The following is a 22,343-nucleotide window of genomic DNA, read 5'->3' as shown; positions in this document are numbered from 1 at the left end:
GGCGAATCAGGCGAGCACGCGTTCGCCGCTCTTTTCCAGGTGATGCAATAGCGTGGCACCGGCGGCTTGCCGGGCCGCCCGACCGAACTGGTCAAACTGAAGTGCCAAGGCCGGCTTGCCGCCGGCGGGCGGTTCTGCGCCGTCAAGCTCCAATGCCGCTGCGAGCGCGGTACGGGCAAGTTCGGCGGGGGCTGTTTCACCCGCATCCGATTGTTTGTTTGCGGCCTTCACGGTCAGATCCAGCTGGCTGCTGGCACGGTTGCCCTTGTTGTCGTGCGCGATCACCTCGATCACCAGCTTCTGGTTCAGACCCTGCGGCGGTTGGCCGCTGAGCGTGCCGGTCACCGGGTCGAATTTCAGCCATTTCGGCAGCGGGCGACCGTCGGCGAGGCGGACTTCCACGGTGATGTCGGCGTTCCTGTCGCTGTGGCTGAAGGTCGAGACCGGCAGTGCGATATTCACCGCATGCCCGGCTTCGACCGAATAGCTGCCGATCTCGGGCATGGCCTGCAGGCCAGTGCCAGTGGACGCACCGATTTCGACAAAGCTGCCACGACTTTCCGGTGCGGCGAAGGTGTTGCCGACGTTGGAGAGCGGGTCGGTACTGAACGGATTGCCGAGGACGGCGAGGCCACCCATCATGCCGCCGGTCGGGTTGAGCGTGGTGGGTACATCGAATAACACGCCCGCATCCGTCGGTGCCAGGGTGATGGGGGGCGCCGACGGGGAAACGAACACCGGCGGGATCGGCGTCGGCACCGGGGCCGGAACCCGCACCGGTGGCGGCACGAACGGCGCGGCGGTCTCGATGATGACCCCGCTGGTATTCACCCCGGGCAGGTTCGGATCCATCGCGTTGCCCGCGGCATCGCGCAAGGTTGCGCCGTTGGCGTCCAGGCGGGTCACGGCGATGCCATCGCTATCGCGCTGCCCGCTTTGCACCGTGTACTGGAAGACCAGGGTGTCGCTATTGGAGCCGGAGACATAGTTGGCGTAGGCGACGCTGCCGCCGACATCGAGTACCAGCCGCGGCGTGCCGCCCGCGACCGATGTCGTTTCAGAGGTGTGCACCGTGAAGGTGAGCACACCACCGCTGCCGTAGCTGCCGTAGGCGGGGGCCGTCAGGTCGAGAACGACCGGGGCAGTGTTATCGACCGCGTAGCGCTGGCCGGCGAACCCGCCGCCAATCGCATTGCCGGCAAGATCGCCTATGCCAGTCCCGCTGGGGTTGAGGTCGATGCCCAGCGTGCCGTCGCCGACGATGGCACCGACCGTGACCGTGTAGGTTCGCGCCCCGACCTGCACCACCGAAGTGATGCTGCCGCTGGCGCTGCCGGTGATCGCCAGCGCGAAGTCGGCGGCATCCACTCCGCTGACGTCTTCGTTGAAGGTGACGGTGAAGCGCACGCTGTCCGCGCCGGTCGGTGTCGCGTCCACGCGCGTGATGCCGCTGGCGGCAGGCGGCGTATTGTCGATCACGACGCCCTGGGTATCGCCGATTGCGTTCAGCGCGAGGTTCATCGTGTTGCCGACGGTGTCTTGCAAAGTTCCGCCGTTGGCGGACAGTCCGACCACATGGATGCCGTCGGCGTCGTTATCCGCAGGCAGCACCGTGTACTGGAACACCAGCGTGCTGCTGCCGGAGCCGGCCACATAGTTGGCGTATGCCGTGCTTCCACCGATGTCGAGCGCCAATCGCGGCGTACCACCTGCGGTATTGACCAAGACGGCTTCGGAGGCATTGACGACAAAGCTCAGCACATCGCCGGCGTTGTACGGCGCGCCGGCTGGCACCGACACGCTGCTGACGAGGGGGGCGAGGGTATCCACGCGCACATTGCTGGTGTTGCTGACGCCGTTCAGCGTCGTGACAGCATCATTGCCGATGCCATCCTTGAGCATGCCGCCGTTGGGCTCGATGCTGCCGCCCACGCCGATGCCGTTGTTGTCGTCCTGGCCGCTGGTGATGGTGAGGCGGAACACCAGCGCACTGGTGCCGGAGCCCGACAGATAGCTGGCGTAGGCGGTGCCGCCGGTGTCGAGCGTGATGGCAATGCGCGGCGTGCCGCCGCTGGTGTCGACAGTGACGACGTCGTCGAAGTTGACGGTGAAGTCGAGGTTCTGGCCGGCGACATAGCTGCCGTTGGCTGGTACCGACACCGAAGCGATGGTTGGTGGCTGGGTGTCGAGCGCGTAGTTGTTGGAGTCGGTGCTCCCGGTGCCGCTATTGCCGGCCCCATCCTGCACGCCGGTGTTGTCCAGCGTGATCAAATTGCTGGCGTCGGTGACGTTGGCCGTCGGCGTCAGCGTGGCGGTCCAGGTAATTCCGCCATCGGATGAGGACAGGCCGCTGAGCATGCCGTTGGCCACGGTGAAATCGGCGGTGGTCAGTCCGGTGACGGCCTCGCTGAAGGTGACGGAGACGGTGGTGGTTTCGCCGGCGACCAGCGCGGTATCGGTCACCACCACGGTGGCAGTGGGGCGCAGCGTATCGACCGCGTAGTTGTTGGAGTCAGTCGATCCGGTGCCGGCATTGCCGGCCAGATCCTGCAGCCCGGTGTTGTTCAGCGTGATCAGGTTGCTGCTGCCTGCCACGTTGATCGAGGGCGTGAGGGTGGCGGTCCAGGTGATGCCGCCGTCGGACGAGGCCAGAGTGCCGAGCGTGCCATTGGCGACGGTGAAGTCGGCGGCGGTCAGGCCGGTGATGGCCTCGCTGAAGGTGATGGTGACGGTGGTGGTTTCGCCGGCCGCCAGGGCGGTATCGGCTACGCTGATCGTGGCGGTGGGCCGTTGCGTATCGACGGCGTAGTTGTTGGAATCAGTGCTGCCGGCACCCGCATTACCGGCCGCATCCAGCACCCCGGCGTTGTTCAGCGTGATCAGGTTGCTGGCATCGGCGATGCCGACCGTCGGCGTCAAGGTCGTGGTCCAGGTGATGCCGCCGTCGGCGCTCGATAGCCCGCTGAGGGCGCCGCTGGCCACGGTGAAATCGCCCGCGGTGAGGCCAGTGACGGCTTCGTTGAAGGTGATGGTGACGGTGGTGGTTTCGCCCACGCTCAAGGCCGTATCGGTGACCACGATGCTGGCCGTCGGACGCACGCCGTCGATGACCAGCGCCTTGTTGGCGCCCAGCGAACCGGCAGCGCCCGGGGAGGCGAGCGTCAGCACGGCATCGATATTGGTGCCGTCACGGATGGTGCCGCCGTTGAGGGCCAGCGCCAAGGTCGAAACATAATCGAGGTCCGACGAGCTATCGCCCGCCTGGACGGTGTAGCTGAACGTCAGCGTGTTCGTACCCGAGCCGGACACGTAATCGAGCGTACGGTCCGTCGTGCCGGTTTCCAGCTGCAGTGTAGGGGTGCCGGTGACGAACACCGTGGTATCGAACGCGACCGTGATCGTGACGACATCGCCGATCTTGTAGGTGCCATTGGCGGTGCTGGACGATACGCCGGTCACGATCGGCGCCGTGGGCGCGGTCAGGGTGAAATCGTTGCCGTTGCCGCCGATATAGCTGGCGGTCAATTCGGTGGCGTTGCCGCCGGCAGCGAACTCGCTGCCCTCGCTGATGCCGCTGAAAGAGCCGGTCACGCCATCGGCGGCGTCGTTGACGATAATGGCGTAGCTGTCGCCACTGCCCGGCGCGTAGCCATGGGTGACCGACAGCGTCGCGCCCGAAACATCAACGGCACCGTTTACCACGACCTGGTCGTAGCCGGTACCTGCCGTTGCGCCATTGATCTCGATGGCGAGCGTGCTGCCCGATGCCATGGTCAGGTCGCCGTCGATGGTCAGGGTGCCGGCGCTGTTGCCCGGGGCGAGCGTGCCGCCGCTGTTGATGGTGACGTTGCTGGCTATGTTGCCACTCCCGCCCAGCGTGGCGCCGGCTGCTGTGGTGACGCCCGTCGTTGCGGTCAGGGCGCCGTTGACCAGTAGGCTGCCGGCATTGACGTTGGTGGCGCCGGTATAGGCGCTGCTGCCGCTCAGCGTCAGCGCCGAGGCACCTGTCTTGGTCAGGCCACCCGGGCCGCTGATGGCGCTGGAGATCGTGGTGTTGGCGCTGGTCGAGACGGTGGCATTGCCGCTGAGCGCCATTGCGTTGTCGACCGTGGTCGCGCCGGTGATGAGCAGCGTCGCTCCCGTCGCCAGCGTTACAGTTCCGGTACCCAGATTGCTGTCGGCGGCGATGCTGAGCGTGCCGGCGTTGACGGTGGTGCCGGTGTGGCCATTGGTACCGGTGAGCGTCAGCGTCGAGGCGCCGGCCTTGGTCAGGCTATTGGTGCCGCTGATATTGCCGGACAGCACGACGTTGGCCGTGTTGGTGACAGTGGCGTTACCGGACAGCACAATCGCGTTGTCTATGGTCCCGGCACCGGTGATAGCCAGGTTGGTGCCGCTACCCAGCGTCACAGTACCGGCGCCGAGGTTGCTGTCGCCGGCAATGCTCAAGGAGCCGGCGCTGACGGTGGTGCCGCCGCCATAGCTATTGGTGCCGGAGAGCGTGAGCGTGGATGCGCCGGTCTTGGTGAGGTCGCCAGTGCCGTCGATGGCACCCGACAGGGTCGCGGTGGTGCTCGCGCTGACGGTGGAGCTGGCGGCGAGCGTGATGGCGTTGTCGATATTGGTTGCGCCGCTAATGGCCAGCGTGCCGCCGTTGAGGATCAGTGTGCCGCTGCCCAGGTTGGCGTCGTCAGCCACTCTGAGCGTGCCCACCGACACGGTGGTGCTGCCGGTATAGGTGTTGTTGTTCGATAGCGTGAACGTGCCGCTGCCTGCCTTGATGATCCCGCTGCTGTTGGTCGAGGAAATCACCCCGGCAAAATTGGTACTGGTGTTGTTGCTGCCTGTCGTCAGCGTGGCACTCAAGACCACATTCCCGGCGCCGGTCAGCGAGCCTATGGTTTCTGCGCCCGATAGCGTCAGCGTTGCGCCACCGGCGACGGTCACGGCGCTGCTGTTGTCGATCGCCGCGCCACCGGACACGGTGATGCCACCCGCAGAGAGCGTGGTCGCGCCGCTATAGGTGTTGGTGCCGGAGAGCGACAGCGTACCGCTGCCCGTCTTGGTGAGTCCGCCGCTGCCATTGATGCCGCCGCTGAAGGTGGTGCTGGTGTTGTTGCCACCGGCTGTCAGGGTGTTGGTGCCCAATGCAACTACACCCGCGCCCGCCAGCGAACCGATGGTTTCGGATGCGACCACATCCAGCGTGGCGCCGGAGGATACGGTAACTGCACTGCTGTCGTTCAGCGCCGTGCCGCCATTCAAGAGCAGGGTGCCGGCCGAGACCGTGGTGCTGCCGCCATAGGTATTGGTGCCCTCCAGCGTCAGCGTGCCGAGGCCCTGCTTGACGAGGGCGCCGGTACCGGAAATCACGCCGAATACGCTGGTACTGGTGTCGTTGCCACCGGCGGTCAGGGTAAAGCTGCCAAGGTTGATGCTGGCGGTTGCCAGATTGCTGGCCAGGCTGCCTATGGTCTGGTCGGACAGCAGGGTCAGGATGCCGTTGCCGTTGACGATGACCGCGGTATTGTTGGCAATGGCGTTGTCACCGTCGGCGAGCAGCCGACCGAAATTGATCACGCGAACCTGTCCGCTCAAACCGGTGTTGTTGCCGGTGAGGGTGAAGGTGTTGGTGTTGCCGCTTGACTGGTTGATGGTCAGCCCGCCCGCACCGGTGAGGTTGCCAGCAAAGGTACTGGTCGCTGCGTTACCCACCGTCAGCGTCTGGCTGCTATCCACCGTGACGTTGCCCGCGCCGGTCAGGGAGCCGATTTCCTCGCTGCCCGCTACCGTCAGCCCTGCGCCCGACGAAACCGACACGGCGTTGCTGTTGTTCAGCGCGCTGCCACCAGTCAGCGCCAGCGTACCGGCAAAGACCGACGTGGCGCCGGTGTAGCCATTGGCACCGGACAGAGTGAGGCTGCCCGCTCCGCTCTTGGTCAAGCCACCAGCGCCTGCCAGCGTCGTCGCGATCGTGGCGCTGTCGCCGCTGCCGTTGACCACGTCGAGGGTGAAGCCGGATCCTATGGTCAGCGTGCCGCCGGATAGCATCACGCCGCTGGCGGCATCGAGATTCAGAGTCAGGTTCTCGCCCAGCGCGCCGGCCGTCGTCGTCGATACCGTCTGGCCTGCCAGGCTGGAGTCGAGCACGATGGTCTGGCTGCCGGTGGCGTCCGCCGCCGCGATCGCGATGGCTTCACTGAAGCTCACGCCATTGCTGACGTTGATTGTGGTGGTGTCGGTGGTGTTGGTGACGTAAATGGTATCGCTGGTCACCGTCACGTTGGCTGAGGTGGCGGTACCGCCATCGCCATCTGCCAGCGTAAAGCTCACCGTGGCATCACCGCCTGGCGTGTCGCTGCGATAGGTAATCCGCTGGGCGACGTTATCCACCAATGCACTGGTGGCCGTTGTACCGCTGCTGGTAAACGTAATGGTCAAAACACCGTTGGTGTTTGTATAAGTAGCGAAGGTTAGCCCGCCGGATTGCAGATTGCCGCTGGTCGTTCCGGTAACGGTAAACAAAGCGCTTGATGTGTTAAAGCCGAAAACATCGGAAGTCACTGCCGTGCCGGAGCGTTGTATGGTCAGGGTGGCGTCCTGCCAATTGCCATTGCCGCTGTTCAGCGCATCCAGTTCAGCGTCCGCCAGATTGGCATTGCCGCCAGAGTCCAGACTCACGGTGCTGCCAACGCCCGCCCAGGCGACGCTATCGCTGTTGAGGTTGGAGGTAGTGGGGGTGAGATTGGGCGGATTGGTATCGCCAGCAAAACTGTCGATATTGGTGTTGAAGAAATCGTTCGAGGTGATACGCACCTCATCGACGGCAATGCCGCCAAAATTCAATGTGCTACCAGTGCCGGTGATGACGGTTTGCGCGCTGCCTACCTGGACGCCGTTGTTATATCCGGCAACCGTGACGGTTTCGCCAGCGGTGTTGTTGATGAAAATACTGGTGAATGTGAAGTCCGCGCCGTCGGTACGGGCAATGGTGAATCGTTCGGTATTGCCAAGATTAAACGCGGTGGATTGGAGATTGATGGACGCAGAGTTTGCGGCACCGTTCGCGGATTCCCAAACCGTGTCGCCACCATCTCCCTGCGCCGTGAAGGTGTAGGTATAGGACACACCACCGAGGCTGCGGGTGAAGCTGGCGGCTGTTCCGGTGTTGGTAGAAAAATCATCATTGAATGCGGCCAGCAATCCGGAGTAAGAACCGATATTCAGCGTGGCCGTTTCAATACTCCCTTGCGTAGCCTCAAGGGCCCAGTCTCCGCCTAGACGGGCAGCACCGGTAGCGTCATTGGATGCGGCTACATCAGCGCCCGTTGCGCTAGCCAGCGATTGTATGAAATCAACGCCAGCTCCATCCGTGCCCACCTGGCAGCCGTACAACAGGATATCGCCGTCTGCGGAAAGCGCACTGCCTATGTCGGTGAGTAGGCCGCTATTGGCGGTGAGCCCGGTGCCGTCAATCCATTGCCCGCCCAATTGAATCTTCCCGGCGTCGCCATGGCTCAGGATATGAATGGCGTTGATATTGCTACGGCCGGCCAGCGTGTCGGCGATCAGCTGCAAGCCGTTTTGCCCTGGCTGGATCAGCACGACCTCGACGCCCGGGGCGATGCCGTCGATCAGGCTTTGCGCGTCGCGCACCGACGCATCGACAAAGACAATTTCCTGCCGCTGGCTGTGCGGGGCCTCGGCAGGCGCGGCGGGGGGCGACAGCAGTGCGTGCAGGTCCGGGGCATCCGCAGCGCCATCCGTTACCGGCGCGGCGGGCTCGGCGTGATGGGCCGTGTCGACCGCCGTGGCGAGCGCTGCAGCGTCAAACATGATGCGCTGCTCCAGCGCACGCATCATGGGGCGTGCTGCGGCTGGATTCGATTGCTTGGGGGTCGGCTTTTTCATGTGAGGCTCCTGGCACTGCCGGGATGGCGCCGGCCTCGCGAGGGCGAGGCCGATCAGCCATTCCTGTTCAAGCTGAATCTGAATTCATCCAGTACTTAATTTCGTGAAGGAAACACGCCTTCCGTCGCGATCACGAAATTGGTCCCCAGGAAGGGGGTGCGCAGCGGGATGGGCTGGCTGCCACCTGTTGCTGCCAGGGTCGGGGCGCTGGGAGTGATCTGGCCGGTGAGGGTGGCATCGAATGGCGCCAGGGTGGTATCGGCGGGGGTGGTGGCATACAGCGTGCCGGCCCGCCCGCCTGCTGCAATCGGGCCCAGTACCGTGGTGTTGCCCGGTGCCGCCTGGGTGGTGCCAGTGGTGGCAGCTGGCACGCTGATCTGTCCGGTCAGGCTGGCGCTGAACGGCGCGGCTTGGGCTATGTGGGTATGCGCGGGCATTTGCGCCACCGTCAGCGTCGTGCTTTCAACCCCGGCGGCTTCGCCTTGGGTTATCGGTGTCAGGCCGGGACCTTGGCCCATGCCTACCGGGCTGCGTCCGCGATAGTCGGGCAGGCCGAAGGTGGTCTGGCCGTTGCCACCGTACATGGTGCCCAGCAGCGAAAACAGGGCGCTGTTCTGCGCGATGGACATCTGCTGTCCGGCGCACTGGGCGTAACCGCGCGGTGCGAAATTGAAGCCGACCATTTTGATCTCGCCGAGAAAGGGTTCCATCCTGTTGCTCCTTCGTTATGGTGCCGGCGTAGCCGGCGGGTTATGCGGTGGTCCGCAGAGCTGGGTATCAGGGGAGAGCGGGGGCGGGTGTTCTGACGTGAAACACCGCTTGCAGCAAGCGCAAACCGTCGTCATCCGGGCCGATCGGAGTGAGCATCACCCACCACGACGTTGCATTCGGGCTGTGTAGCGTATAGGTGTGCTGCGGCAGGTCGACGCCGGCAGGCTGGCGAAACACCGCGTCGTAGCAGTGAAAGCGCGGGTTCATGGCACGGCCCTGGTTGACTTCGATCAGCGCCACGTCGATGCCAGGGTGGCCTTCCCAGCTGATGTGCCAGGTCTGGCCCAGTGCTTGCGCCAGTTCTTCGTGGCTGGGGATGGCGCTCATGCGATGGATTCCAGGATGGCGGGTCGATGCATTTGCAGGTAGATCGGATGCCGGTCGGTGACGGCGAAGCCGAAGCGTTCGTACAGGCGGCGTGCCGGGTTGTCCTGCTCCACATAGAGGCGGATGGCCTTTCCAGCACAATCGGCTTCCCGGATGAGCCGGGACAACAGCAGACTGCCAATGCCGCGCCCCCGCCAGGCAGGTAGCAGCGACAGATCCATCAGGTTGTAGGTACTCGGGCCACGAAACACGTACTGCCGACCGATAGGCTCGTGATGGTGGCGCAGCACCGCAAACTCGGCCTCCCGGTAGTGTTCCTGGTAGTGCTGATGCTGCGCGTGAAATTGCTGCGCGATGAACTCGGTCTGTTGTTGTGCGCTCCAGCCGGTGACAGCCATCTCGTCGCTGCGGGTCGAGGCATACAGCGTGAACAAAAAGGTTTGATCCGCAGTGGTGGCCGGGGCGAAGTGCAGCGCAGCCGGATCGGTGAACAGGGCGTGAGGCATGATCAGTCAGAGGGTTCAACGCGGAACGCAAGCCTAGATGATAGTTGCATAGAATGCTTACGCAAGGATCACCTAGGTATCGATTGCGCTGATGCCGGGGGCGATGCTTGGCGAAATGCGAGGTGAAGGGGGCGGAGTGCGGTGCGATTCGGGTGCCTCTGTAAGCACTGCGACCTGCCCGGTCACATCGGCCAGAGCCTTCCCAGTTGTGCCAGTTGTTGCGTGGATACCTTGGCCGCGACGTTCTTGAGTACGCGTTGACCCGGCTCGCTGGTGTCAATGCGCTCGCTCTGGTCGAGCGAGGCTACCAGTGGTGCCTGGTTGTCCTCGGTCTGCGCGATGACCACGGCGGTCAGTTCCGATTCGAGCGCGACGAAACTGCCGGCGGGATACAGGCCGAGTATCTTCACCAGGTGCGCAATGGTCGTGGTGTCAAAACTGCTGTTGGCATTGCTGAGCAGCCCGGCCAGCGCGCTGCGTAAAGGCACGCCCTGGCGGTAGCTGCGTGGCAACAGCTTGGCCATGGTGATGTCCAGCAGATGCAGCAATTGAGCCAACGGGTCGATGGCCTCGTACGGCAGGCCAAAGGGGTAGCCACGCCCGTTGCTCTGCTCGTGATGCGTCAATATCACCAGGTGCAGACGCGCATCCTGGATGCCGGATTCGCGCAGTAGGGCGGAGCTGACGATGGGATGGATATGCAGCTCTTGGCGTTGCAGCGTGGAAAGCGGGGCATCTTGCTGTGCGAGCTCGTTCTGCAGGCTGGCCGCGCCCAGGTTCATCGCCAAGGCCGCAAGGCCCAGCAGACGTTGTTCATCGGCGGGCAGCGCAAGGGCGTCGGCAATCAGGCAGGCCAGCAGCGCCGTGCCGACGGCATGATGCGCGGCATGATCTCGTCTGGGGCACAGCAGGATGGCGGCGATGGCGCCATCCGCCGAGCATTGCGCCAGCGCCTGTGTTCGTGCCAGCAGCGTATCGAGGAACACCGCGGCCAGCGTGCCTGGCGAGAGTTCGGCCAGGAGGCTGCATTGCCGCGTCAGCGCCGCCAGTTCGATCAGCGTGTAGGGGGCGGGGTCGGGCAGCTCGGGGATCGTATTGCGCTGCCGGGCGTCTGCCAGTTGCTGGCGGTACCTCGGCTCCAGCCGGAAGTCGGTTGGGCCTTCCTGGCGCAACCGGTTCTGGACGAATAGCTTTTCGGAAAGCTTGAGCTTGTCCACCGCCATCTCTGTCTCGCCTGATCGCCGGATTTTTTAGAGCCTGTTCAACGTCTTTTCACCACAGCGTTCGGGGTAGTGCCGGATAGCGAGCTAGGCGCAAGACGTGCTGCGGTATGAATACCGTAAGCGGCTTGCAACGCGGATCGTTGCCGGCAATGCCCCGAATCCGAAGGGCCGGCCCGGAGTTGGTCATTCACTGCGTTGAACGCTTTGGATATAACGCGTTATGTCCTGCGTCGTCCGCCTTGTGCCTGACCAACTCCGGGTCGGCGCTGCGGCGAAAAGACGTTGAACAGGCTCTTACGCTATATCGCCAACCCGTGCGATACAAGGCGATCAGCGTGACGGGCAGGACAAGCTTCAGTAGCGCGGAAAAGCGGGATCGACCTGGTCGGCCCAGGCGGCGACGCCGCCGGTGAGGTTGATCACCTGCTCGAAGCCATTGCGCTCGAGAAACATCGCCACCTGGTAGCTGCGCATGCCGTGGTGGCAGATCACCACCGTTGGCTGATCCGGGTCCAGCTCCTGCTGGCGTGCCGGGATCTCTTGCATGGGGATATGGACGATGCCGGGCAGCGCGCAGTAGGCGACCTCATTGGCTTCGCGCACATCGAGTAGCAGCGGTTTTGGGCGATCGGCATCGGCCAGCCAGCTGGCCAGTTCTTGCGGTTGCAGGTGTTGCATGTCGGTCCTTTCTCGAAGGCAGGATTGTGCCGCAAGCGGCCGTTTCGCGCTTGGAGCGGCAAATAAACCCTAACGCAGCGGTTCTGGCAAGAAGCGCGAAACGCCCTTAAAAGCGATAAAGCGGACCTCCTGCGGGAGCCGGCTGTCCATGGCGTACGACTAGTGAATGCGACATCGGCAGAGCCGCGGTTAGCCCAGGATCTTGTGCGCGGCCTGCACGCCCCACCAGGCGGCCTCTTCGAAGACCGAGAAGCCGGAGAGATCGCTGTGGGCGAACAGCAGCGGCCCGTCCAGCTGGCGCAGCGCCGCGAGCCCGGCGTTGTCGAGAAAGCCTGGGGTGGGCGAAGTCATGGCGTGGCCACGCAGCGTCAGCTCGACATGGCTGGCATGGCGTGCCCAGCGCCAGTCGTAAACGGTATCGAGGTCTGCAGCGATGTCGGCGAACAGCGTCTCGGCATCCTGCGCCAGCATGTGTTGCCGGCTTGCCGCCGCAGCCATGCCGGGCAAAGTTTGGTAGGCGGTGAAGACGGTGCGTTCGGGCCGTGCCGCACGGATCAGCTGGTGGGAGGAGACGACGTAGCCGAGGCTGCGGCCGCGATAGACCACGTTATCCCACGACAGCGGCGCGCCGGCCGCCTCGGTCGGGAAGCGATCGAGCAGCACATTGGCCACCAGCCAGGGCGCATGGTGTTGCCGGTGCAGCGTCGCGTCGTAACCCAGGGCGGCGAGATCGGTGACGACGTGTGCCGCCACGTGCAGCGGCATGGCGCAGATCACGCGGCGGGCACGGATCTCGACCGTGCGCTTGCCCAGTTGCGCGAGGACGACGGCGCCATGGGCGCCGGTATCGATGCGCAGTGCATGGCCGGCACGCAGGCGGTCCGCGCCGACGCGCTGCGCCATATGGCGGGCCAAGGGGTTGAGCCCGTCGGGCCAAGTCAGCACCGCGTGTTCGTCCGCATTGCTGGCCTGGCCGTTGCGGCTGGCGAAGTAGTGCAGACCGGCCCAGGCGGAGGTGTCGGCCAGGGCTATGCCGTAGTCGTCCTGGCAGCAGTAATCGAGGTACCAGCGCAGGCTGGGCGCGTGATAGCCCTCGCGGTCCAGCCACTGGGCGAAGTTGATGCGATCGAGTGCGCGCCAGGCCGGATCGGATGAGGCGGCGGCAATTGGCAGCGCGAACACGCGCCGGCCATCGTTGCCGCGGGTGTTGGCCAGCTGATGCATATGGGCAAGAAAGCGGGCCTGCTCGGCGCGCTCATGGGGCGCGACGCCGTGTTCGGGCATCAACCCTTCCTGCCAGCGTCCCCCTATCCAGAGGCGTTCCTGCGGTGCGTGGATCAGGGCGGCTTCGTCGTAGCGCATACCGTCGAGCAGCCCTGCGTCGTAGAGCAGCTCGCGGATATGGCCCGATTCGGACGAGGGCAGCGGCAGGTAGTGGGCGCCGCGTGGATAGACGAGCCCACTGGCCTCGCCGGCTGCCGCGTTGCCATAGAGTTCGGGGCCGGACAGCACGAGGAAGTCCTTGAAACCGGCGCGGGCCAGTTGCCAGCCGGCACTGAGCCCGGCAACGCCGCTGCCGACGATGACGGTATCCACCTGCAGGGTTGCGCTCGGGACTGGCAGCGCAGGGTGGCCGCGCAACGCGTGGCCGGCGGCAAGGCCCGGTGCGTAGAGCTCGATGGGCGTGCCGTGGCGCGCCAGCCGCGAGCAGCCGACCAGCATCAGGCCGGAAGCGGCGAGGAAACCGCGCCTATCCATCAGCGGATCACATTGCCCCAGTCCTGCTCGAAATAATGCACGAGCGACTGGGTGTTCAGGCGGTTGGGCTCGACGACCACGCGCTGCATATCCGGCGGAAACTGGAACATCAGCGCGGTGGCGGGGCCGTCGAGGAAGCGCATGGGTACGTCGTAGCGGGTCGGCGGCATAAAGCGCGCTGCCTTGCCGGCGATGATGAAACCCCATTCGCCGAACGACGGCACATAGGCGTGGTACGGCCAGGTGGTGAGGCCTGCCTCGCGCAAGGTGGCATCGATGCACCAGTAGCTCTTGGGTGCGAAGTAGGGCGAGGTGGACTGCACCACCACCAGCCCGTGTTCGGCCAGCTGGTGGGCGATGCGGCGGTAGAACGGCTCGGAGTAGAGCTTGCCGAGGCCAAAGTTCGACGGATCGGGCAGGTCGATGAAGATGGCGTCGAAGCTGCGGCCCGCTGTTTCTATCCAGCGACCGGCATCGTCGTTGATCACCTGGACGCGTTTGTCCTTGAGCGAACCCTGGTTCAGCGCGGTCAGCGCTTCGGCGGTGGAGAACAACCGGGTCATCGCCGGGTCGAGGTCGACCAGCGTGATCGATTGGAGATGGCGGTACTTCAAGAGTTCGCGCACCGCCAGGCCATCGCCGCCGCCGAGCACCAGCACGTGGCGCGCCCAGGGCAGCGTCTGCATCGCGGGGTGGATCAGCGCTTCGTGGTAGCGGTGCTCGTCGCGGCTGGAGAACTGCAGGTTGCCGTTGATGTAGAGCCGGGTGTCGTCGTGCCAGCGCGTGACCACCAGCCGCTGGTAGGGCGTGGTCTGCGCGTGGATGATCTCGTCGCCGAAGATGCCTTGTTCGGCCCAGGTATTGAGCTTGTCGGACAGCCCCATTCCGGCAACGAGCAGCACCAGCACCACGACGGCGCGGCGCACGGATGCCTTAAGGCGCGGCAATTCGGCACGGAACGACCAGGCGGTCCACACGGCCACCGCGGCATTCATCAGCCCGAACAACAGCCCCGTGCGCGCAAGGCCAAGCTTGGGCGCCAGCACCAGCGGAAACAGCAGCGAGACCGCCAGCGCACCCATGTAGTCGAAAGTGAGCACGCGCGAGACCAGCTCGTTGAACTCGGCCTTGCGCGCGTTCATCACCCGCATCACCAGCGGGATCTCCATGCCGACGAGGATGCCGACCACCACCACCAGTGCGTAGAGCACGGTACGGAACGGCGCAGCCAGCCAGCCGTAAACCAGGAACAGCAACGTGGCCGACAGCCCGCCGATCAGCCCGACCAGCAGTTCGATGTCGATAAAGCGCGGCAGCACGTCTTCGTCGCGCACGTATTTCGACAGATGTGAGCCGATGCCCATGGCGAACAAGTAAGCGCCGATGATGCTGGAGAACTGCAGTACGGAATCGCCAAGCAGATAGCTGGCGAGCGCGCCACAGATCAGCTCATAGGCGAGCCCGCACGAGGCAACGACGAAGACTGAAACAATAAGGATACGATCCAACGCTTTATCCAGAACGATAACTTTAATCTGCTGTAAAATTCCGTCGACCTTACAACTGCTTGCGCAAGGAAGGCTGCATGCTACCGGTGTACGGCTATTTCATCTATCTGCTGACCAGCCTGGTGTTGCTCGGCGGCTTTGCCTTTATCTATCTGCGGATAACGCCCTTTGCCGAGCTCGGCCTGATCCGCGACGGTAAGGTCGCCGCGGCGCTGTCGTTCAGTGGCGCCTTGCTCGGCTTCGCGCTGACGCTGGCGGCCAGCATCATCTTCCATGCGACCTACCCGATGTATCTGCTGTGGGCCGTCAGCGCGCTGGTGGTGCAGGTGGCGGCGTACGCGCTGCTGTCCCGGCTGATGCCGCATATGAACGATGCGCTGGCCGACAACAATGTGGCCATGGGCGCGCTGATGGGCACGGTGTCGCTCACCGTCGGCGTCATCAACGCCGCTTGTCTGTCCTGATCCGGCCGGCGACGGCCACCACGAGGAGATGCCCGTATGGGACTCGGTGATTTCATCAAGAAGCAGTTTATCGACATCCTGCAGTGGAACGAGGATGAGGACGGCGTGCTGGCTTGGCGCTACCCGATGGCGGACTTCGAAATCCAGTACGGCGCCAGCCTCACCGTGCGCGAATCGCAGCTGGCGGTGTTCGTCAACGAAGGCAAGATCGCCGACGTGTTCCAGCCAGGCATGCACAAGCTCACCACCCAGACGCTGCCGGTACTCACCTACCTGAAGAACTGGGACAAGCTGTTCGAATCGCCCTTCAAGAGCGACGTCTACTTCTTCAGTACCCGCACCCAGCTTGGCCGCAAATGGGGCACGCCGCAGCCGATCACGCTGCGCGACGCCGATTTCGGCATGGTGCGCATGCGCGCCTTTGGCGTGTATTCGTACAAGCTGACCGATCCGCAACGCTTCTTCACCGAGATCAGCGGCACCCGCGAGCTCTATACCCGTGATGATCTGGAGCTGCAGCTGCGCAACCTGGTGGTCTCGGCGATGACCAGCGCCATTGCCGGCGCCGGCGTGCCCTTTCTCGACATGGCGGCCAATCAGGCGCTGATGGGGCAGAAGATCGCCGAGGTGCTTAAGCCCACCTTCGAGCAATACGGCCTCGCGCTCGACAATTTCGCGGTCGAGAACATCTCCTTGCCCGAGGAGCTGCAAAAAGCCATCGATACCCGGATCAGCATGGGCATGGTCGGCGACATGCAGAAGTACACCCAGTACCAGACCGCGCAAAGCATTCCGCTGGCCGCGCAGAACGAAGGCGGCCTCGCTGGCCTCGGCGCCGGGCTTGCTGCCGGCGTCGGCTTTGGCCAGGTGATGAGCGGCGCCATGCTGGGCGCCATCGCTCCGGCGCAAGCGGGCGCGGCTGCCTCGGTGCCAGCGGCCATCGCACCGGCTGTCGAGCCGGTGGCTGCCGATCCCTTGCAGGCCAAGCTGGCCCAGCTCAAGGGTCTGCTCGATCAGGGGCTGATCACCCAGGTGGACTACGACACGGCCAAGGCCGAAGTGCTGAAGAAGCTGATCGGCTGATGTATCGCACCGCCTGCCCCAGCTGCGGCGCCGAAGTCGCCTTCCGTTCCGCCGCCTCGGTGATGGCGGTCTGCGAGTATTGCCGTGGCACGCTGGTGCGCGATGCCGAGTCGGTGCGCGAACAGGGCAAGATGTCGGCGGTGATCGAGGATTACAGTCGCATCCAGCTCGGTACCTCCGGGCTGTGGCAGGGCAAGGCGTTCACCGTGCTCGGCCGCATCCAGCTGCGCTATGACGCGGGCTTCTGGAACGAGTGGTATGCGCTGTTCGACGATGGCGCTGCGGGCTGGCTGTCCGAATCGAACGGGCTGTATGTGTTCACCGTCGATGCCGGCTTGGCAGAGCAGCCGCCGTTGTTCGACAAGCTGCAGCCAGACATGCCGTGGCGCCATCAAGGCCAAGCGTTCAGGCTGGCCGACAAGCGTGAGGCGCAATGCACCGGGGGCGAGGGTGAGCTGCCCTTTGTGGTCGGCGCGGGCTGGCAGGCCCGGGTGGGCGACTGGCGCGCCGCCGAGCAGTTTCTGACGCTGGATTATTCCGAAACACCGGTGCGCGTCTACCTGGGGCAGGCGGTGCGGCTGGAAGATTTGCGCTGCCAGTTGCTGCGCGAGGACGACGCCATTGTCGCCGCCACCGGCCGCATGCGCGGCAGTGTCGTCCAGCTGGCGTGTCCGGCCTGCGGCAGCGCGCTTTCCTACCCGAGCGGCCTTGCCACGCAGCTGGTGTGTCCGGCCTGCGCAGCGGTCGTCGACTGCAGCGCCGATACCGCCCAGGTGGTGGCTCAGGGCCAGCAGCTGGCTGCGGTAAAGAGCGCGCTGGCGCTGGGCGAGACCGGCACCATAGACGGGCGGCGCTGGACCATCATCGGCCGTTTGCAATGCCAGGATGGCGAGGGCGAGCGCTGGTTCGAATACCTGCTGTTCCATCCTACGGCCGGTTTTTTCTGGCTGGTGGAGTCCGAGCAGGGCTGGAGCCGGGTGCAACTGCTCGATCACTGGCCGGATGTGGATGGCCATGCGGTGAAGCTGAAGAATCAGCGCTATGTGCCACTGTACAGCTATTCCAGCACGGTGGTGCATGCGGCCGGCGCGTTCAACTGGCGTGCCCGGGTCGGTGATCGCGTGGCAGTCAGCGATTACAGCGGCAATGGTACGGTACTGAGCTGCGAGACCAGTGGCAACGAAGTGGTGTGGTCGCGTAGCCAGCGGGTCGATCAGGGGGCGGTATTGCGCTGGTTCAAGCGCATGGCGCCGGCTGCCGCGAGCGCGCGACCACAGGTGCTGAAGAATGAAACCTCGTTGAGAAGCACCAGCGAGGGCGGCTCGTTGCTGACGCCCTTCATCACGCTGTTGCTGGTGCTGAATGTGCCGATCTGGTTTATTTCGGGCCTGGATGGCTCGGTGTTCTTTGTCACGCTGATTGCTGCGCTTGCGTTGTGGTGGCCCAGCCTTCGGGAGCAATGATGTCGCGCTTTGCCTATACGCTGTACGCCATCGTGGTGATTGTCATCTGCACCCTGATCAATCTGAGCCTGAGCGATGACAACAGTAGCAGCGGCCGGGGTTGGGGCTCTGGCCGCAGCAGTGGTAGCGGCTGGTCATCCGGGGGCTGGCACAAGTGATGGGGCGGCACCTGCTGGCCGATTGCCACGGCATCGCGCCGGCGCTGCTGACCGACCCGGCCTGGCTGGACGCGCAGCTGCGCCGTGCTGCCGAGGCGGCCGGCGCGCATTGTTTGTTCGGCCACTTCCACCCCTTCGGCCCCGGGCTCGGCGTGACCGGGGTGCTGCTGCTTGCGGAATCGCATATCTCCATCCACACCTGGCCCGAACACGGCTACGCCGCGATCGACGTGTTCATGTGCGGCGACGCCCGCCCGGAGCTGGCGGTGACGTTACTGCAAGCGGCGCTGGCGCCGGAGCGCTGCGACGTGCGCGAGCTGCCACGCGGTTAGTCGTAGCGCCGGCCTGCTTCACGCGTGTCCGCATCCGCCTGGCACCACGGATGCGTTTTCCACAGCAAGTCCGTCAGCGCCTTCCAGGATTCGTCTTCTCCACACAACCAGCCTTGGTCGGTTTGCAAGGCGACATAGGCGGCACCTACTGGCGGATAAATCAGGCGCAGCTGCTTGATATAAATTGGCGTATCCCTGTCTTGCGTGCAATGCAGCCGACCGGCGTCGTCCAGGTAAAAGGCGCGATAGCGGATGTGAGTCCGCCGCCACTCACCGCGGGCAAAATTGCCGATCATCCAGAAAACCCACCCTATGCCGGCACCCGCCAACGGATTCTCGTCCGGAGCTAGCCAGTAGCTCAAAATGGTGCCGAACAGCACGGCAGCACCCAGCCAGAGCCAGACACTGGGTATGCGGTCAGGGTCGGAATGAGGGAAAGCTCGGTACAAGGCCGCGCCAGTTTCGGGGTCACATAGCATGTACATGAGGAGTTTTTCATGCAGCTTCTTTGACGCAGGGTCCAAAGCAAAGCTGCCCAAGCCGACGATGCTCAGCTCGATTTTTTCCGAGCTTGTGTGCTTGTACCCTGAATAAGCTGGAAGATAGTGACACTGAAGTACGTCAGACCACGGGATGTTCGAGTATTGCCCAATGGTCATGCCGTGAGGCGCTATATCCAAGTGCTCAGGCGTGTTGAAGCGCTTCGGTCTACGCGGAACGATTTTGTGCAGCGCAATGCCAATGGCAATCGGTGCGGTCATCATCCAGCCGATGATGAACAGGAACTGCCACCAGGTTGGGTCGTCGCCAGTAGTAAAGACGAGCCACACCATGCCCGCAAACGTCGCGAACAAGATGCCCGCGCTTATGAGCCAGAATCTGGCGCTTACTGGTTCGACGATGTTGACTTGGACTTGCGCCGGATAAGAACTGGTCGGGGCAGCGGGACTCTGATTGCTCTGGCGTTGGCGCATGATGGTCTTAATGATGGTTGCGCAATGGGGGCCGTGGGTGAGCGGTGAGCACACAGCAAAAACGGGATGAACCAGTCATCCCGTTTTTGTTGTCGGCGCTGTTTACAGCCCGGCGTCGGCGCGCAGCGCCTCGGCCTTGTCGGTGCGCTCCCAGCTGAAATCCGGCTCTTCGCGGCCGAAGTGGCCGTAGGCGGCAGTGCGGGTGTAGACCGGGCGCAGCAGGTCCAGCATCTGCACGATGCCCTTGGGCCGCAGGTCGAAGTGGCGCTCGATCAGCTTGACGATTTCTTCGTTGCTGAGCTTGGAGGTGCCCCAGGTGTCGACCATGATCGAGACCGGCTTGGAGATGCCGATGGCGTAGCTCACCTGCACCAGGCACTGGCGGGCGATGCCGGCAGCGACGATGTTTTTGGCGACGTAGCGGCCGGCGTAGGCGGCCGAGCGATCGACCTTGGACGGATCCTTGCCCGAGAACGCGCCACCGCCGTGCGGTGCGGCGCCGCCGTAGGTATCGACGATGATCTTGCGGCCGGTCAGGCCGCAATCACCCATCGGGCCGCCGATGACGAAGCGGCCGGTCGGGTTGACCAGGTATTTCGGGTCCTTCAGCCACTCCTTGGGCAGCACCGGCTTGATCACTTCCTCGATCACGGCTTCGGAAAGCTGGGCGTGGCTCACATCCGGGTGGTGCTGGGTCGAGAGCACGATGGTGTCGACTTCGTGCACGCGGCCCGATTCGGCGTCGTAGCGCAGCGTGACCTGGCTCTTGGCGTCCGGACGCAGCCACGGTAGGCGGCCATCCTTGCGCAACTCGGACTGGCGCTGCACCAGTCGGTGCGCGTAGTAGATCGCAGCGGGCATCAGTTGCGGCGTTTCGTCGCAGGCATAGCCGAACATCAGACCCTGGTCGCCCGCACCCTGGTCCAGATCAAGGCCCGCGCCTTCGTCGACGCCTTGCGCGATGTCGGGGCTCTGCTTGTCGTAGGCGACCAGCACGGCGCAAGTCCGGTAGTCGAAACCGATGTCGCTGTGGTCGTAGCCGATGCGCTTGATGGTGTCGCGCGCGATCTGGATGTAATCGATGTTGGCGGTGGTGGTGATCTCGCCGGCAAGCACCACGAGGCCGGTATTGACCAGTGTTTCGGCCGCGACGCGCGCGTGCTTGTCCTGGGTGAGGATGGCATCGAGGATGGAGTCGGAAATCTGGTCGGCGACTTTGTCCGGATGACCTTCCGATACCGATTCGGAGGTAAAGAGGAATTCTTTCATCGAGGAATAATCCTGGTTTCGGCCATGTCGGCTCGGGGTGAAAGCCGCTAGAATCGGGGCTTTACCGCTGGTACGTAACTGATGCTCGTTGCGCTGATGAGACCCGTCGCCTGGCTGCCGCTGTGGTTTTTCCACGCGGCCGGTGCTGGCCTGGGCTGGCTGACCTGGGCGTTGTCGCCCACTTATCGCCGCCGCCTGGCCGAGAACCTGCGTGGCTCCGGGCTTGCGCAAAACGACAGCGATTATAGCCGAATGCTGCGCGCGAGTATCGCAGCGCATGGCCGCGGCGGCCTGGAACTCATCCCGGCCTGGTTGCGACCGGCCCAGCATGTGGCCGACTGGGTGAAGCTGCGCGACGGCTGGGAGCTGGTCGAGGCGGCCCTCGCCAAGCCCGAACCCATCATCTTCGTCACGCCGCATCTGGGGGCGATCGAGGTCTGCGGCGCGCATCTGGCGATGAGCGTTTCACGCCAGCTTGCCGCGCTGTATCGCCCGCCCAAAATCGCCTGGCTGGAGCCCTTGATGCTGGTGTCGCGCAATCGTGAAAACGCCCGCGCCGCGCCCGCCAATGCGCAGGGGGTGCGCATCCTCTTGAAGACACTGAAGCAGGGCCAGACCGCCTATATGCTGCCCGATCAGGCGCCGGGTGCGGGGGAGGGCGTCTGGGCGCCGTTCTTCGGCCGGCCGGCGTACACCATGACGCTGCTGGCGCGGCTGGCGATGTCGAGCAAGGCGACGGTGTTGTTCTGCTTCACCGAACGGTTGGGCTGGGGGCGCGGCTATCGCATGCACGTACGGGCCATGCAGGGCGCGTTCAGCGGCGATGCGGCAATGGATGCCGCGCTGCTGAACGCCAATATCGAATCGCTGGTTGCGCTGTGTCCCACCCAGTACCTATGGAGCTACAACCGTTACAAGCGCCCCTCCGGCGCGCCGGAGGCAACATGAACGCCCCCACCCGCTGGGCAGATTTATCCTGGGCTGCCCGCCTGCTGGCCATCCCGTTCTGGTTGCTGCATTGGCTGCCATTGTCCTGGCTGCAGGTGCCGGGAGCCCTCTTCGGCGAACTGTTATTCCTGCTGATGCCGCGCCGTCGCAGGATAGGCCTCATCAATCTCGCGCTCTGTTTTCCCGAGTGGTCAGAGGCCGAGCGCCGTCGCTGCCTGCGCGCGCATTTCAGGACCTACGTCACCTGCGTGCTGGCCTACGGCATCCTGTGGTTTGGCAGTACAGCGCGCGTGGCCAGGCTGGTGGTGCGCGAGGGCTACGAGCACTACCTGGCGATCAAGGACCAGCCCATCATCGTGCTGGCGCCGCACTTTCTGGGGCTCGATTGGGGGGGGATACGGCACTCGATCGATCACTGGGGCGCCATCGTCTACACCTCAACGCATGAAAAGCCCTTCGACCAGTTGCTGAGCCTGGGCCGGGCGCGTTTCGGTCCGCCCTTGATGTTTCGTCGTACCGAGGGCATCCGCCCAGTGGTCCGCGCCGTCCGTGATGGCGCTTCGCTGTACTACCTGCCAGACCAGGACTTCGGCGCGCGTGAATCGATTTTCGTGCCGTTCTTCGGCGTGCAGACCGCCACCGTGCCGGCGCTGTCGCGGCTGGCGGGGTTGGGTAACGCCAAGGTGGTGCCGATGGTGACCACGCTCGAAGGCAATCGCTTCGTCACGCGCTTTTATCCGGCCTGGGACCACTTCCCCAGTGACGACCTGGAAGCGGACACCCGGCGGATGAACGAGTTTATCGAGGCCCGTACCCGCGAGTTTCCCGCGCAGTACTATTGGCTGCACCGCCGTTTCAAGACCCGGCCCGAGGGAGAGCCGCGCATCTATTGATGGATGTCCGGATTGTTGCTTTGCAACAATTATTTTTGCTGTCGTCCATACAGCGTTATGCTGATGAAACTGGACAG

Annotated in this window: 17 protein-coding genes; 7 read left to right on the top strand and 10 right to left on the bottom strand. The window is 64.2% G+C overall.

The window, feature by feature from the left end; translation table 11 throughout:
* Positions 1 to 6: 6 nt before the first annotated feature.
* From NLI84_RS05080 to NLI84_RS05045, 8 genes are all read right to left on the bottom strand, one after another.
* A complete protein-coding gene (locus NLI84_RS05080) occupies positions 7 to 7,911 on the bottom strand; it encodes an Ig-like domain-containing protein (protein ID WP_255988624.1) in 7,905 nt (2,634 codons plus the stop codon).
* 95 nt (positions 7,912 to 8,006) lie between these two features.
* Positions 8,007 to 8,621 (bottom strand): phage tail protein, encoded by a 615-nt coding sequence (locus NLI84_RS05075; RefSeq protein WP_255988623.1) that lies wholly within the window; start codon positions 8,619 to 8,621, stop codon positions 8,007 to 8,009.
* 67 nt (positions 8,622 to 8,688) lie between these two features.
* Entirely contained in the window at positions 8,689 to 9,009 is a 321-nt protein-coding gene (locus NLI84_RS05070) for a DUF6916 family protein (protein ID WP_255988621.1), read from the bottom strand.
* Positions 9,006 to 9,515: a GNAT family N-acetyltransferase gene (locus tag NLI84_RS05065; protein WP_255988620.1), complete on the bottom strand. Its 510-nt coding sequence runs from the start codon at positions 9,513 to 9,515 to the stop codon at positions 9,006 to 9,008. The genes NLI84_RS05070 and NLI84_RS05065 overlap by 4 nt, the downstream gene beginning before the upstream one ends.
* 182 nt (positions 9,516 to 9,697) lie before the next feature.
* On the bottom strand, positions 9,698 to 10,738 hold the full coding sequence (locus NLI84_RS05060; RefSeq protein ID WP_255988618.1) for an HD-GYP domain-containing protein: 1,041 nt from the start codon (positions 10,736 to 10,738) through the stop codon (positions 9,698 to 9,700).
* 354 nt (positions 10,739 to 11,092) lie between these two features.
* Positions 11,093 to 11,416: a rhodanese-like domain-containing protein gene (locus tag NLI84_RS05055; RefSeq protein WP_255988617.1), complete on the bottom strand. Its 324-nt coding sequence runs from the start codon at positions 11,414 to 11,416 to the stop codon at positions 11,093 to 11,095.
* 189 nt (positions 11,417 to 11,605) lie between these two features.
* Positions 11,606 to 13,174, bottom strand: coding sequence for an NAD(P)-binding protein (locus NLI84_RS05050; protein ID WP_255988616.1), 1,569 nt, complete (start codon positions 13,172 to 13,174; stop codon positions 11,606 to 11,608).
* Complete coding sequence (locus NLI84_RS05045; RefSeq protein ID WP_255988615.1) at positions 13,174 to 14,682, bottom strand: polyamine aminopropyltransferase; 1,509 nt, start codon at positions 14,680 to 14,682, stop codon at positions 13,174 to 13,176. The genes NLI84_RS05050 and NLI84_RS05045 overlap by 1 nt, the downstream gene beginning before the upstream one ends.
* Positions 14,683 to 14,759: 77 nt before the next feature.
* Between NLI84_RS05045 and NLI84_RS05040 the strand changes: the two genes are divergently transcribed.
* The 5 genes from NLI84_RS05040 to speD are packed head-to-tail and all read left to right on the top strand — an operon-like array spanning position 14,760 to position 18,182.
* On the top strand, positions 14,760 to 15,146 hold the full coding sequence (locus NLI84_RS05040; RefSeq protein ID WP_255988613.1) for a DUF350 domain-containing protein: 387 nt from the start codon (positions 14,760 to 14,762) through the stop codon (positions 15,144 to 15,146).
* 36 nt (positions 15,147 to 15,182) lie between these two features.
* Complete coding sequence (locus NLI84_RS05035) at positions 15,183 to 16,229, top strand: SPFH domain-containing protein (RefSeq protein ID WP_255988610.1); 1,047 nt, start codon at positions 15,183 to 15,185, stop codon at positions 16,227 to 16,229.
* Positions 16,229 to 17,692 (top strand): DUF4178 domain-containing protein, encoded by a 1,464-nt coding sequence (locus NLI84_RS05030; protein ID WP_255988609.1) that lies wholly within the window; start codon positions 16,229 to 16,231, stop codon positions 17,690 to 17,692. The genes NLI84_RS05035 and NLI84_RS05030 overlap by 1 nt, the downstream gene beginning before the upstream one ends.
* Positions 17,692 to 17,850, top strand: coding sequence for a hypothetical protein (locus NLI84_RS05025; protein ID WP_255988608.1), 159 nt, complete (start codon positions 17,692 to 17,694; stop codon positions 17,848 to 17,850). Before NLI84_RS05030 ends, NLI84_RS05025 begins: the two co-directional genes overlap by 1 nt.
* Entirely contained in the window at positions 17,850 to 18,182 is a 333-nt protein-coding gene (gene speD, locus NLI84_RS05020; RefSeq protein WP_284699826.1) for an adenosylmethionine decarboxylase, read from the top strand. Before NLI84_RS05025 ends, speD begins: the two co-directional genes overlap by 1 nt.
* Here speD and NLI84_RS05015 read toward each other — a convergent pair.
* Together NLI84_RS05015 and metK are read right to left on the bottom strand one after the other, a co-directional pair.
* Positions 18,179 to 19,156 (bottom strand): hypothetical protein, encoded by a 978-nt coding sequence (locus NLI84_RS05015; RefSeq protein WP_255988606.1) that lies wholly within the window; start codon positions 19,154 to 19,156, stop codon positions 18,179 to 18,181. The genes speD and NLI84_RS05015 overlap by 4 nt on opposite strands.
* A 102-nt stretch (positions 19,157 to 19,258) precedes the next feature.
* Positions 19,259 to 20,425: a methionine adenosyltransferase gene (metK, locus tag NLI84_RS05010; protein WP_255988604.1), complete on the bottom strand. Its 1,167-nt coding sequence runs from the start codon at positions 20,423 to 20,425 to the stop codon at positions 19,259 to 19,261.
* A gap of 81 nt (positions 20,426 to 20,506) precedes the next feature.
* Here metK and NLI84_RS05005 point away from each other — a divergent pair, with 81 nt between their 5' ends.
* Entirely contained in the window at positions 20,507 to 21,373 is an 867-nt protein-coding gene (locus tag NLI84_RS05005; RefSeq protein ID WP_255988602.1) for a lysophospholipid acyltransferase family protein, read from the top strand.
* Entirely contained in the window at positions 21,370 to 22,266 is an 897-nt protein-coding gene (locus NLI84_RS05000; protein WP_255988601.1) for an LpxL/LpxP family acyltransferase, read from the top strand. Before NLI84_RS05005 ends, NLI84_RS05000 begins: the two co-directional genes overlap by 4 nt.
* Positions 22,267 to 22,343: the final 77 nt, after the last annotated feature.

The organism is Chitinolyticbacter albus, from assembly GCF_024437655.1.
GTDB lineage: Bacteria > Pseudomonadota > Gammaproteobacteria > Burkholderiales > Chitinibacteraceae > Chitinolyticbacter > Chitinolyticbacter albus.
Note: the sequence above shows the minus strand (reverse complement) of the source record. Positions and strands in the feature narration are given on the sequence as shown.

Bases quoted from the DNA above. Each gene is read 5' to 3' on its own strand.
- NLI84_RS05080 (WP_255988624.1), bottom strand. From the start codon at position 7,911: ATGAAAAAGCCGACCCCCAAGCAATCGAATCCAGCCGCAGCACGCCCC.
- NLI84_RS05075 (WP_255988623.1), bottom strand. From the start codon at position 8,621: ATGGAACCCTTTCTCGGCGAGATCAAAATGGTCGGCTTCAATTTCGCA.
- NLI84_RS05070 (WP_255988621.1), bottom strand. From the start codon at position 9,009: ATGAGCGCCATCCCCAGCCACGAAGAACTGGCGCAAGCACTGGGCCAG.
- NLI84_RS05065 (WP_255988620.1), bottom strand. From the start codon at position 9,515: ATGCCTCACGCCCTGTTCACCGATCCGGCTGCGCTGCACTTCGCCCCG.
- NLI84_RS05060 (WP_255988618.1), bottom strand. From the start codon at position 10,738: ATGGCGGTGGACAAGCTCAAGCTTTCCGAAAAGCTATTCGTCCAGAAC.
- NLI84_RS05055 (WP_255988617.1), bottom strand. From the start codon at position 11,416: ATGCAACACCTGCAACCGCAAGAACTGGCCAGCTGGCTGGCCGATGCC.
- NLI84_RS05050 (WP_255988616.1), bottom strand. From the start codon at position 13,174: ATGGATAGGCGCGGTTTCCTCGCCGCTTCCGGCCTGATGCTGGTCGGC.
- NLI84_RS05040 (WP_255988613.1), top strand. From the start codon at position 14,760: ATGCTACCGGTGTACGGCTATTTCATCTATCTGCTGACCAGCCTGGTG.
- NLI84_RS05035 (WP_255988610.1), top strand. From the start codon at position 15,183: ATGGGACTCGGTGATTTCATCAAGAAGCAGTTTATCGACATCCTGCAG.
- NLI84_RS05030 (WP_255988609.1), top strand. From the start codon at position 16,229: ATGTATCGCACCGCCTGCCCCAGCTGCGGCGCCGAAGTCGCCTTCCGT.
- NLI84_RS05025 (WP_255988608.1), top strand. From the start codon at position 17,692: ATGTCGCGCTTTGCCTATACGCTGTACGCCATCGTGGTGATTGTCATC.
- speD (WP_284699826.1), top strand. From the start codon at position 17,850: ATGGGGCGGCACCTGCTGGCCGATTGCCACGGCATCGCGCCGGCGCTG.
- NLI84_RS05015 (WP_255988606.1), bottom strand. From the start codon at position 19,156: ATGCGCCAACGCCAGAGCAATCAGAGTCCCGCTGCCCCGACCAGTTCT.
- metK (WP_255988604.1), bottom strand. From the start codon at position 20,425: ATGAAAGAATTCCTCTTTACCTCCGAATCGGTATCGGAAGGTCATCCG.
- NLI84_RS05005 (WP_255988602.1), top strand. From the start codon at position 20,507: ATGCTCGTTGCGCTGATGAGACCCGTCGCCTGGCTGCCGCTGTGGTTT.
- NLI84_RS05000 (WP_255988601.1), top strand. From the start codon at position 21,370: ATGAACGCCCCCACCCGCTGGGCAGATTTATCCTGGGCTGCCCGCCTG.